General features: G+C 33.7%; 11 protein-coding genes and 1 other RNA gene. 4 read left to right on the forward strand and 8 right to left on the reverse strand.

Translation table 11 applies throughout. The annotated features are described in order from the left end of the window. Position 1: 1 nt before the first annotated feature. On the reverse strand, positions 2-1,285 hold the full coding sequence (locus CSW08_RS15035; RefSeq protein ID WP_106660692.1) for an NAD(P)/FAD-dependent oxidoreductase: 1,284 nt from the start codon (positions 1,283-1,285) through the stop codon (positions 2-4). 106 nt (positions 1,286-1,391) lie between these two features. Between CSW08_RS15035 and lpdA the strand changes: the two genes are divergently transcribed. After that, positions 1,392-2,768: a dihydrolipoyl dehydrogenase gene (gene lpdA / locus CSW08_RS15040; protein WP_106660693.1), complete on the forward strand. Its 1,377-nt coding sequence runs from the start codon at positions 1,392-1,394 to the stop codon at positions 2,766-2,768. Between the two features lie 157 nt (positions 2,769-2,925). On the opposite strand, the gene aroQ is transcribed toward lpdA, so the two are convergent. Further along, positions 2,926-3,342 (reverse strand): type II 3-dehydroquinate dehydratase, encoded by a 417-nt coding sequence (aroQ, locus tag CSW08_RS15045; RefSeq protein WP_106660739.1) that lies wholly within the window; start codon positions 3,340-3,342, stop codon positions 2,926-2,928. A gap of 154 nt (positions 3,343-3,496) precedes the next feature. Beyond that, positions 3,497-4,009, reverse strand: a complete 513-nt coding sequence (locus CSW08_RS15050; RefSeq protein WP_106660694.1) for a porin family protein — start codon at positions 4,007-4,009, stop codon at positions 3,497-3,499. Between the two features lie 164 nt (positions 4,010-4,173). Here CSW08_RS15050 and xerA point away from each other — a divergent pair, with 164 nt between their 5' ends. Beyond that, positions 4,174-5,085: a site-specific tyrosine recombinase/integron integrase gene (xerA, locus tag CSW08_RS15055; RefSeq protein WP_106660695.1), complete on the forward strand. Its 912-nt coding sequence runs from the start codon at positions 4,174-4,176 to the stop codon at positions 5,083-5,085. 90 nt (positions 5,086-5,175) lie between these two features. Here xerA and rny read toward each other — a convergent pair whose 3' ends face one another. From rny to CSW08_RS15075, 4 genes are all read right to left on the reverse strand, one after another. Continuing rightward, positions 5,176-6,750: a ribonuclease Y gene (gene rny / locus CSW08_RS15060; RefSeq protein WP_106660696.1), complete on the reverse strand. Its 1,575-nt coding sequence runs from the start codon at positions 6,748-6,750 to the stop codon at positions 5,176-5,178. A gap of 57 nt (positions 6,751-6,807) precedes the next feature. After that, a non-coding RNA gene (ssrS, locus tag CSW08_RS15065) (6S RNA) lies at positions 6,808-6,934 on the reverse strand. Between the two features lie 55 nt (positions 6,935-6,989). Continuing rightward, positions 6,990-7,283, reverse strand: a complete 294-nt coding sequence (locus tag CSW08_RS15070; protein ID WP_106660697.1) for a cell division protein ZapA — start codon at positions 7,281-7,283, stop codon at positions 6,990-6,992. A 15-nt stretch (positions 7,284-7,298) separates the two neighbouring features. Further along, on the reverse strand, positions 7,299-7,589 hold the full coding sequence (locus CSW08_RS15075) for a hypothetical protein (protein ID WP_106660698.1): 291 nt from the start codon (positions 7,587-7,589) through the stop codon (positions 7,299-7,301). A 196-nt stretch (positions 7,590-7,785) separates the two neighbouring features. Between CSW08_RS15075 and CSW08_RS15080 the strand changes: the two genes are divergently transcribed. Then, on the forward strand, positions 7,786-9,471 hold the full coding sequence (locus CSW08_RS15080; RefSeq protein WP_106660699.1) for a M23 family metallopeptidase: 1,686 nt from the start codon (positions 7,786-7,788) through the stop codon (positions 9,469-9,471). Positions 9,472-9,481: 10 nt separating this feature from the next. Then, positions 9,482-11,944 (forward strand): TonB-dependent receptor, encoded by a 2,463-nt coding sequence (locus tag CSW08_RS15085; protein ID WP_238987283.1) that lies wholly within the window; start codon positions 9,482-9,484, stop codon positions 11,942-11,944. 25 nt (positions 11,945-11,969) lie between these two features. Here the strand turns inward: CSW08_RS15085 and CSW08_RS15090 are convergent, their stop codons facing one another. Then, positions 11,970-12,353 (reverse strand): DUF6010 family protein, encoded by a 384-nt coding sequence (locus CSW08_RS15090; RefSeq protein ID WP_106660700.1) that lies wholly within the window; start codon positions 12,351-12,353, stop codon positions 11,970-11,972. Positions 12,354-12,453 lie beyond the last annotated feature (100 nt).

The following is a 12,453-nucleotide window of genomic DNA, read 5'->3' on the forward strand; positions in this document are numbered from 1 at the left end:
ATCACTTTTTCAATTTCTTCTTAAAAGGTCTAATAATCAACCTAGCTTCCCTATCGAACCTAATATAATTATATACCCAATTAATAAAAACGACCATACGGTTTCTAAAACCAATCAGAAAAAACAGGTGTACAAACATCCAAACATACCAAGCAAAAACCCCTTGAAATTTAAATCGTTTTAAATCTACCACCGCTTTGTTTCTACCAATGGTAGCCATCGCTCCTTTATCTTTATACTCAAAAGGCTTCATAGGTTTTTGCTCTATTAACCTAAGCATGTTATCGCCTAATTGTTCGCCTTGCTGGATAGCTGGGTGTGCCATCATGGGTAAACCATTTGGAAATTCTTCATTAACCAAACAAGCAATATCACCAGCTGCAAAAATATTATCAAACCCTTTAACTTGATTGAATTCGTTAACTAAAATCCTATTGCCTCTCGTAATTAATTCAGCGCCATCCAAGCCTTTTATGGTTGCTCCCATAACGCCTGCAGCCCAAATTAAGGTGGCAGTTTCAAAGGTTAAGTCGGTGTTGGTTGTTACCGTTTTTCCGTCATAATTGGTCACTCTAACATTTTTCCAAACATTAACTCCCAGTTTTTCTAAAAAATCTTCAGCTTTTTGGGACGCTTGGTCGCTCATACCCTTCAATATACAATCACTCGATTGAATAATATTGATTTGAGCCAAGCGCGTATCTAAATCGGGATAATCTTTTGGTAGAATCCCTTTTTTGATTTCGGCCAAAGCACCAGCCAATTCAACACCCGTTGGTCCACCTCCAACGATAACAAAATTCATCAAGCAATTACGTTCATTCAAATCTGATGTTAGCAAAGCCTCCTCAAAATTTTCAAGAATCAAACTTCTTAAGTTAAGGGATTGAGGTATGGTTTTCATTGCCATACTATTCGCTTTTATTTGTTCATTACCAAAATAATTGGTTTTAGAACCCGAAGCAATCACTAAATAATCAAATTTAAGTTCTCCTATATCAGTTATAACTTTACTGCTTACTGTATCTATCTCATTAACATGTGCCAATCTAAAATGAAAGTTGGGAAAATCTTTAAGTATCTTTCTTATTGGGTAAGCTATGGAATCTGGTTCCAATCCGCCAGTAGACACTTGATATAACAAAGGTTGAAATGTATGGTAATTATGTTTATCCAATAAAACAACTTGAACTTCTTGCTTTGATAATTTTTTTGCTAGAGAAATTCCAGCAAAGCCACCTCCAATGATAACGATTCTTGGGTAACTTGTTCTTGGTATGTTCATATATTAATGCTTACAACACAAAGGTAGCATAAAGATGTAAATTTATGGAGTTCTAAATTCTTTATTAGAATTCGATTTTGTAAATTCGTAACCTAAAATTTAAGTAATGAATAAATACGATATTATAGTTCTTGGAAGTGGTCCTGGCGGATATGTAACAGCTATTAGAGCATCTCAATTGGGTTTTAAAACAGCTGTTGTTGAAAAGGAAAATCTTGGTGGTGTATGTTTAAATTGGGGCTGTATTCCTACTAAAGCATTATTAAAATCAGCACAAGTTTTTGAATATTTAAAACATGCAGGCGATTACGGACTTTCTGTTAAAGATTATGATAAAGATTTTGATGCCGTTGTAAAACGTAGTCGTGGTGTTGCAGATGGTATGAGCAAAGGTGTGCAGTTTTTAATGAAGAAAAATAAAATTGATGTCATTGAAGGCTTCGGAAAATTAAAACCGGGCAAAAAAGTTGATGTTGATGGTACAGAATATAGTGCCGACCATATTATAATCGCCACCGGTGCGCGTTCTCGTGAATTACCAAGTTTACCACAGGATGGTAAAAAAGTTATTGGATACAGAGAAGCCATGAGCTTAGCAACCCAACCAAAAAAGATGATTGTTGTGGGTTCTGGTGCCATTGGTGTTGAATTTGCCTATTTCTACAATTCCATGGGAACGGAAGTGACCGTTGTAGAATTTTTACCAAACATTGTTCCTGTTGAAGACGAAGATATCTCAAAACAATTAGAACGTTCTTTTAAGAAAAGTGGTATCAATATTATGACTTCTGCCGAAGTTACTAAAGTAGATACATCAGGAAATGGTGTTAAAGCGACGGTAAAAACCAGTAAAGGCGAAGAAATTCTTGAAGCTGATATTATTTTATCTGCCGTAGGTATTAAAACCAATATTGAAAACATAGGTTTGGAAGATGTTGGTATTGTAGTTGATAAAGACAAAATTTTAGTTGATAAATTCTATAAAACAAATATTCCTGGCTATTATGCCATTGGTGATGTCACACCCGGACAAGCATTGGCTCACGTAGCATCTGCAGAAGGTATTTTATGTGTTGAAAATATTAAGGGGATGCACGTTGAAGCATTGGATTATGGTAATATTCCTGGTTGTACTTATTGTTCACCAGAAATTGCAAGCGTAGGTTTAACCGAAAAACAAGCAAAAGATAAAGGTTTAGATATTAAAGTGGGTAAATTTCCATTTTCTGCTTCTGGAAAAGCAAAAGCAAGCGGTAATCCAGATGGTTTTGTTAAAGTTATTTTTGATGCTAAATATGGTGAATGGTTAGGTTGCCACATGATTGGTGCCGGTGTAACCGATATGATTGCTGAAGCTGTTTTAGGCAGAAAGTTAGAAACTACAGGCCATGATGTTTTAAAAGCCGTACACCCACACCCTACTATGAGTGAGGCGGTTATGGAAGCTGTAGCCGCTGCTTATGATGAAGTGATTCATTTGTAAAAAGAAGCCCCTCCTAGCCTCCCCAAAGGGGAGTAACTCTTACTCGGTCGGATAAAATAAATAAAAAATGCGATTCTAAAATTGAATCGCATTTTTTATTTATGCTATTTTTTATTTAGAATGATAATTCCTCCCCTTTTGGGAGGTTAGGTGGTGCTTACAAAAAACTTTGAATCGCCAATTCATAGCTCTGTAAGCCGAAACCTAGAATTACCCCTTTAGCATTAGGAGAAATGTACGATGTATGCCTAAATTCTTCCCTGTTAAATGTATTGGAAATATGAACTTCAACAACGGGTGTTTGAATCGCTTTTACGGCATCTCCTATGCCAATCGACGTATGTGTATATGCAGCGGCGTTTAAAACAATACCATCATAGGTAAATCCTACCTCTTGTAACTTATCAATAAGTTCACCTTCAATATTCGATTGAAAATAATCGATTTTTACTTTTGGGTACTTATCTTTAATAGTCTCAAGGAATTCGGTAAACGTTAAACTTCCATAAATAGCTGGTTCGCGTTTACCAAGTAAATTTAAGTTCGGACCGTTAATGATGATTAGTTTTTTCATCGTAAGTTTATATTTATCAGATGTAATTTGCTTACACATTGTCTTTAACAACAAACATATAAGTATTGCTCGTTTCAAGTGGTAAATATATTAAAAATTGGGCATAAAAAAACCGAAGGGATTAGCTTCGGTTTTTCTAATATTACTTTAATTATTAGAATTTATATCCTATTCCTGCAAAAAAACCACTTAGTTTAACCGAGTAATCGCTTGGTGCATCTTCAAGCAAATTTGCTAAACCCAAATTATATCTCGCTTCAATGAAGAAGTCTTCAGATATGTCATAAGCAATACCTGCTTCAAGACCAAAATTTAATGATTTCATACCTTCTTCTGAATCGAGCAAAATCCCCAAAGCAGGACCAACTAATACATCAAATTCCTCAGAAACTGGAAATTTAGCCATAAGAGGTATTGCTATTTGATCAAAATCTTCAATAGAAACATACAGAACTTCTAGTTGAAATATAAAATTTTCGGAAATTCCAATTTCAGCAAAAGCACCTATATAAAAACCTGTTTCAGAAGTAGAAAGATTCTCTCCTTCTGCTTTAAATTTCATTGAAGCAAAATCTGCTCCTGCTTTTAAGCCAAATCTTGATTCTTGAGCGTTAAGATTAATCATTGTGAATACCGCAATAACTGCGGATAATAATAATTTTTTCATAATTTTTATGATTTAGATTGGTTAATTCGCAACAAAAGAAGGTATTTTTTTTCATATTAACAAATGAAATCTGCTAAATTTTTACGTTTTATCTGAATAATATGCGTTTCAACGAGTTACTTTTTAATATCCCTATCTGATATTTTTGCTTTATTTTTACATCCATGAAATGGCAAAACGCACTTAAAAACTATCAACTATATTTAAAGATAGAACGTGGTCTGTCTAAAAACTCCATTGACAATTATACATTAGACATTAAGAAGCTAATGCGTTATCTGGAAGAAAACCAAATATCCGAATCCCCTATTTCTATCACTTCTGAAATTGTTCAACAATTTATTTATGAATTGGCCAAACAGGCCAATGCACGTTCACAATCTAGAATCATCTCTGGTTTAAGAAGTTTTTTTAATTATTTAATTTTTGAAGATTACAGAGAAGATAATCCTTTGGAACTGATTGAGTCTCCTAAAATTGGTATTAAATTACCCGATACACTTTCTGAAAAAGAAATAGATTCAATTATAAATGCAATTGACCTAGCCCAAGAATATAATAGTGTAAAAATTGGAGAACGCAATCGCGCCATACTTGAAACTTTATATGGTTGTGGATTACGCGTTAGTGAATTGGTAAATCTTAAATTATCAGATTTGTTTTTTGATGAAGGCTTTATTAAAGTGACTGGTAAAGGTGATAAACAACGTTTTGTACCGATTGTAGATGCTACTAAAAAATATATTAATATATACAAAAATGAAGTTAGACCAACCATACATATTAAAGAAGGTTACGAAGATACTTTGTTCTTAAATCACAAAGGAAAACAACTCAATAGAGCTATGATTTTCACCATCATTAAACAATTGGCCGAAAAAATCGGACTCAAAAAAAGCATTTCTCCACATACATTTCGTCATTCCTTTGCTACACACTTACTACAAAATAATGCTGATTTAAGATCAATACAACTCATGCTCGGACATGAAAGTATTACAACCACAGAAATTTATGTGCATTTAGATAAAAGCCATTTAACGAAAGTGGTTCAACAATACCATCCTAGAAAATAGCTGTTAGCTGGTTAGCTGTTAGCTGTTAGCTGTTAGCTGTTAGCTGTTAGCAAAAATAATTTTTTTAACTCTTAACTCTTAACTAACTAACTACTTAGCAATATTAACGGCTCTTGTTTCCCTAATTACGGTTATTTTTACCTGTCCAGGATAGGTCATATCTGTTTGTATTTTTTGGGAAATACTAAAAGATAATTCCGCTGCTTTTTGGTCATCTACCTTTTCACTTTCTACAATAACACGAAGTTCTCTACCTGCTTGAATCGCATAGGCTTTTTTAACGCCTTGGAAACCAAAAGCAATATCTTCCAAATCTTTTAAACGTTGAATATAGCTATCCAATACTTGGCGTCTCGCTCCTGGGCGTGCTCCAGAGATGGCATCACAAACCTGAATGATAGGAGATATTAAAAATTTCATTTCTACTTCATCATGATGGGCACCTATAGCATTACAAACTTCTTCTTTTTCACCATATTTTTCAGCCCATTGCATCCCAAGAATGGCATGTGGTGTTTCCATATCAGTTTCTGCATCTGGAACCTTTCCTATATCGTGCAAAAGACCTGCTCGCTTAGCTAATTTCGGATTCAGTCCTAACTCCGCTGCCATCACACCACATAGTTTAGCAACTTCACGGGAGTGTTGTAGCAAGTTTTGACCATAAGAAGAACGGTATTTCATCCTTCCTACCATTTTAATAAGTTCTGGATGCAAATTGTGAATTCCTAAATCTATTACCGTACGTTTTCCAACTTCAATAATCTCCTGCTCTATTTGTTTGGTTGTTTTTTGAACAACTTCTTCTATACGTGCAGGATGAATTCTACCATCGGTCACTAATTTATGTAATGATAAACGTGCTATTTCACGTCTCACAGAATCGAAACAAGATAATATAATTGCTTCTGGTGTATCGTCCACTATAATTTCTACTCCTGTAGCTGCTTCTATAGCTCTAATGTTTCTTCCTTCCCTTCCAATAATTCTACCTTTAACATCATCAGACTCTATATTAAACACCGAAACACAATTATCAACAGCCTCTTCAGTACCGATACGTTGAATCGTATTAATTATGATTTTTTTAGCTTCTTGCTGTGCAGTAAGTTTTGCTTCCTCTACAGCACTTTGCACAAATGACATTGCTTCATTTTTAGCTTGTCCTTTTAAGGATTCAATTAATTGTGCTTTAGCATCTTCAGCAGAAAGACTCGAAATAACTTCTAATTGATCTACTTGGCTTTTATGAAGTTTGCTGATTTCAACTTCTTTCTTATCAAGAAGATCAAGCCTATGATTGTAATCTTTAATTTTAGCTTCTAAAGTTTCGTTTAATGTCTTCGATTTATTTAACTCGCTAGAAATTTGGGATTCTTTATCTCTGGTGCGCTTTTCAGCTTCAGCCATTTGTTTGTCGCGCGACAAAATAACCTTTTCATGCTCAGACTTAAGTTCAATAAATTTTTCTTTAGCTTGAAGGATTTTGTCCTTTTTAATCGATTCCCCTTCGCTATTTGCTTCTTTTAAAATGGAAACTGCTAATTTTTTTGCTTCCCTAACAAGCTTTGAAGCATTGTTTTTTTCTAATGTTTTGGCTATAATAAATCCTATTACAATCCCTAATACTACGCCTCCAATAATTATTATAATTGAGTTATCCATGTTATTTAGTTGGTTTATATATATAAAAAAAGCCTACACCAGTATAAGATTTTGTATAAACTCCTTAAAACAAGTTTAGGGCTAACAAGCTGATCAAGGATCTGCTAGGTACTAAATAAATTCAGCACATGCAGCATGCTTTTACAACTTAAACTCACCCTTTTTAAGAGAATTAACGTTGAGTTTATCAAAAATAAATAACCAATGTAGGCAGTAACTTTAATGTATTTAAAAGAACGTTAAGAGATTAAGTGAGCATGTAATAATTCATCAAGCGCTTGAAGTTTTTCTTCTAAATGCTCATTTACATTCTCTTTATCAATTGATTTCTGTTCTACTTGAGAAGCAAACTGCAAAGCGCACATGGCCAAAACATCTTGTTTATCTCTCACAGAATAACTTTGCTCAAATTGCTTAATCATCACTTCAATGTTTTTAGCCGCTTTACGCAATCCTTCTTCTTGACTTGCATCAATAGTCAAAGGATATACTCTGTTAGCTATAGATAGCTTTATTTTAAGCTTTTCTGACATTGAATTTACTTAGCACTAATCGGAAAGTTGAGCAATACAATGGTCTATATCCCTAATTAACGCGTTTATTTTAAGCTTAGTCTCTCGTTTATTTTCATCACTGCCAAGTATTGTGTTTGCCATTTTAAGAGCTTCATATTTTTCTTCCCAAGCCACAATTTGTTGCTGTTTGCCTTGAAGTTGATTTTTAGATATCTCTAACTCTTCATTCAACTTTAAATTAGTACGCTTTAAAACCTCGAGTTTATGCAAGACCTTACTAATTTTGTTTTCTAGAGAATCTACAATGTCTTCAATGTTACTCATTTGCAAATTTCAATACTTATCTCACAAAGTTAACATAGATAACTATAAATTACAATTGTTTTTACATAAAATTTAAATTAATTCGTTATTGCTCATTATCAACACTATGGATTGATTTTTGCTTTATCTTTTGTTGATTCATATCTAATTAATATTTTAGCCAGATACCTATCAAATCTGTATACCCATTTTTATTATGAAATTAATCCTATTTTTTTTACTAATTACCTCAACATTTATTGGTGCCCAAAACAATTATCCACAAGATTATTTTGGAAATCCGTTAGAAATACCACTGATATTATCCGGTAATTTTGCAGAATTACGTTCTAACCATTTTCATTCTGGACTGGACATTAAAACGCAACAACGTATTGGACTAAAAGTTTTGGCTGCTGCAGATGGTTATGTAAGTAGAATTAAAATTCAGCATTATGGCTATGGAAAAACATTATATATAACCCACCCTAATGGCTACACAACCGTTTATGCGCATTTATCGGAATATTCGCCCGCCATTGAAGCGTATGTTAAAAAACATCAATATGAAGTAGAGTCATACGAAATTGAAACATTCCCAAATACGGGAGAATTATTGGTTAAAAAAGGTGAACTTGTTGCCTATAGTGGAAACTCTGGAGGTTCTGGCGGACCACATCTTCATTTTGAAATTAGGGACAAGGATGAGCTTCCCATGAATCCGATGCTTTTTGGCATTGAAATTAAAGATACCTCCAAACCTGTAATCACCTCCCTGTATGCCTATCCTATTGGAGATAGTTCAACTATAAATAAATCCAAAATAAAACAAAGGCTCAAATTAACTCCATTAAAAGGTGGTGATTATGCGGCCGAAAGTATTAATGCTTTTGGAGATATTGGATTCGCCATTAACACCTTTGACCGACAAGATTTCGGAGCCAATAGCAACGGTGTTTATAACATACAGACGTTTATTAATGGCAGCCAGAATTTTGAAGTAGATTTTAAAAAGTTCTCTTTTGATGAAACAAATCGTCTCAACAGATTTATAGATTACCAACATTTTAAAACCAAGCAAGAGCGTGTCCAAAAATTATTTAGTGATAACAATGATCTTAGCATGTTAAAATCGATTAAGAACAATGGGATTTTAACCATACAAGATAGCACAAGCCTTGTTTATAAAATTCGGGTAAGTGATTATAAGAACAATGAATCTTGGATAACCATTCCCATCAAAGGTGCCAAACCAAATATAGTTCAAAATCCAAATAAAAAAACCACGCCGTATTTTATATATACAAAAGGAACTACTAATTTAAAAGAAGGCAATGTATCCGTTGATATTTTTCCAGACACTTTTTATGAAGATTATTACCTCGATTTTAAAGTGAAAAACGATACACTTTTTTTAGAGGAGGATATTGTTCCACTTAAAAAAACCTTCAATATAAGTTACGATATAAGCAAGTATTCCGATGTTGATAAAAGTAAACTATACATTGCTAGGTTAATTGGTGCTAAAAAATATCCTGTTTATGAAAACACCAAGAGAAAAGGTGACATTTTATCAAGCAGCATAAAAAATCTTGGGACTTTTGCATTGGCTAGAGATAACGTAAATCCAACTATAGCACCCATAAATTTTAAAAATAATCAATGGATAAGTGATTTTAGATATTTAAAAATTAAAATTAACGATGCGCAAACAGGTATTTCAAATTTTAGAGCTACTATCAATGACAAATGGATTTTAACGGAATACGACTATAAAACTAAAACCCTAACATACGATTTTAATGATGTTGTAAGTAACGAAACGAAGAACGATTTAAAGGTCATTGTTACAGATAATGTTGGAAATAGTGCTACTTTTGAAGCAACTTTTTACAGAAAATAAATAAACACGTTTGAAAACAAAATTTTGGTTTATTATTCTCCTTTTTTTATCGATAACACGACTAAGTTATTCGCAAACAGCCACTATAAAAGGTGTCATTCTTGATGAAAAGAATATTGCTATTGAAAACGTCAATATTAAAGCTGGTTTAATCGGAACACAAACCAATGAAAACGGATTTTTCAGCATTGAAATTCCTGCTAACCAAGAGGTTGAAATAGAATTCACACACATATCGCACAAAAAGGTAGTTAGCACTTTCAACCTTAAAAATGGTGAGGATTTTGAATTCAATCCTATAATGAACAACACAACAGAACAAATAGGTATGGTTGTTGTTTCCAGTAAACGCCAAAAAGAAGTTGAAGGTATAACGACTTTAAATCCGGAAACCATTAGAAAAATTCCAGGCGCCAATGCAGGCATTGAAAATTTATTGATGACGCTTCCTGGAGTTAGCAACAACAATGAACTGAGCACCCAATACGCCGTTCGTGGTGGTAATTACGATGAAAACTTGGTATACGTTAATGATATTGAAGTGTATCGTCCTTTTTTAATACGATCCGGACAACAAGAAGGCTTGAGTTTTGTTAATACTGACATGGTTCAAAATGTCGATTTTTCGTCTGGAGGTTTTCAAGCCAAATATGGCGACAAATTATCTTCGGTATTGGATATTACTTATAAAAACCCGTATCAATTTGAGGTTAATGCCGATTTAAGTCTGCTAGGTGGCAGTTTGTCTTTTGAAAACATAAGCAAAGATTCTAAGTTTACCGGAATCGTAGGTGTTCGTTATCGAGATAATAGTTTGTTGGTTAAAGAAAAAGAAACCGAAACTAATTTCAAACCCGCATTTGCCGATGCGCAGGCTTATTTAACGTATAAATTTTCCAATAAATTCCATTTAAGTTTTTTAGGAAATGCCTCTATTAATAAATATGATTATCAACCACAAGCAAGGCAAACCAATTTTGGTACGCTAAGCGAACCGAAAGCGCTCATAGTTTTTTATGATGGTCAAGAAAAAGATCAGTATCAAACTTATTTTGGTGCTTTTAAAGGCACTTATTTTGCTAATGATGATTTAACCCTAAAATTTATTGCTTCTACATACCATACAACTGAGGAAGAATATTTTGATATTTTGGCTCAATACAGGCTTGGTGAAGTTAACAGTAATATTGGTGATGAAAATTTAGGGGAGGTTGAATTTAGTGAAGGTGTTGGGAGTCAATTGAATCACGGACGTAATGATTTAGACGCACTAATAACAAATATTGAGCATAAAGGTGATTTTAAGATTAATGATAACCGTATTGAATGGGCTTTAAAATATACCAATGAAGATTTTCGAGACCGTTTGGTTGAATGGGAAGTTATAGATTCGGCAGGTTTTTCAATCAGGCCTCCAAAAGCTACACCCATAAACGAACAACCTTACTTTCCTTACGAAGGTCCTTTAATGCCCTATCAAAATGTTAGAGCTACTAATTACGTCACCATTAACCGATTGCAAGCGTATACGCAATGGAGTAAACGTGCCACGTTAGGAAGTAGTGATGTTTGGTATAATGCAGGGATTCGCGTTCATAATTGGTCGGTTTCAGGCGATAATATATCGTCATCCAATCAAACGATTTTTAGTCCGCGAGCACAATTCGCTATAAAACCCCACTGGAAAAAAGACATGCTTTTTAGAATTGCTGGCGGTTTGTATTACCAGCCACCATTTTATAGAGAACTTAGGGATTCATTGGGAACTGTTAATCCCAATGTAAAAGCACAAAAATCATTTCATTTGGTTTTAGGAAACGATTATAGTTTTAAAATGTGGGATAGACCATTTAAACTTACCACAGAAGCTTATTACAAAAAATTAACCGATGTTAATCCGTACACCTTAGAAAATGTCCGCATTCGCTACAGAGCCAAAAACAATGCAGAAGCATATGCTTATGGCTTGGATATGCGACTTAATGGAGAATTTGTACCAGGAACAGAATCATGGTTTAGCTTTAGTTACTTAAAAACCGAAGAAAACATCGATGATAGAGGTTATATAGCAAGGCCCACAGATCAACGTTTAAAGTTTGCGGCCTTATTTCAAGATTATGTGCCCAATATCCCAAACATGAAAGTGTATTTAAACTTGGTTTACAATACAGGATTACCAGGAGGCTCCCCTAGTTATGCGGATTCTTATGAGTACCAAACTAGATTGCCCGATTACAAGCGTGCTGATATTGGCTTTCAATTTGTTTTGGTTGATGAAAACAAACCCTTTAAAAACGGTTGGAAAAAGCCCTTTAAAGAACTCTCTTTTGGTGTTGAAATCTATAACATATTCGATGTACAAAACTCCATTACCAATACTTGGGTAAGAGATGTATATAGCAAACGCCAATATGCCATTCCTAATTACTTAACACCAAGGGTTTTTAATATTAGAACAACTATGAAGTTTTAATTTAGTCGCCAGTTTATTTTTATTTTCAAATTAGTTTGAGAGGCTTAACTCTTATGTAGAAATATAAAGCCAGAAGAAAGTCTATGGTCAAGCAAAATATATCATAACCTTCAGGAGCACTTGAGCTATAATATGGAAATAGAATGTCCCAAATACCGTGTAGAATTAGTCCTATTATGATCAGAATAAAATTCTTCTTATAACCAAAATAAGAAAATGCAAAAAATATTGCAGCTCCAAGTATGGCATAAGTCAGCGAGAGAACATCATTCCAAGAAAAACCAATATAAATAAAAGGAATGCCAACTAATGTCAAAGCACCGATTAGTCGTTTTTCTAAAAATTGGAATATTTCCAACAAACCAATTATTGCAATAGTTACAATAACTCCTATATAAAAATCATTCATTTTTTAAAATTGTTAATTTATTAGTAATGAAGTCTTGTAGTTAAAGTATCGGGTATTATTATTTCGCCATGAAATCATGCGCTGGATAATTTTTGTTTTT

Origin of the sequence: Confluentibacter flavum, from assembly GCF_002843175.1 — a bacterium.
Taxonomy (GTDB): Bacteria; Bacteroidota; Bacteroidia; order Flavobacteriales; family Flavobacteriaceae; genus Confluentibacter; species Confluentibacter flavum.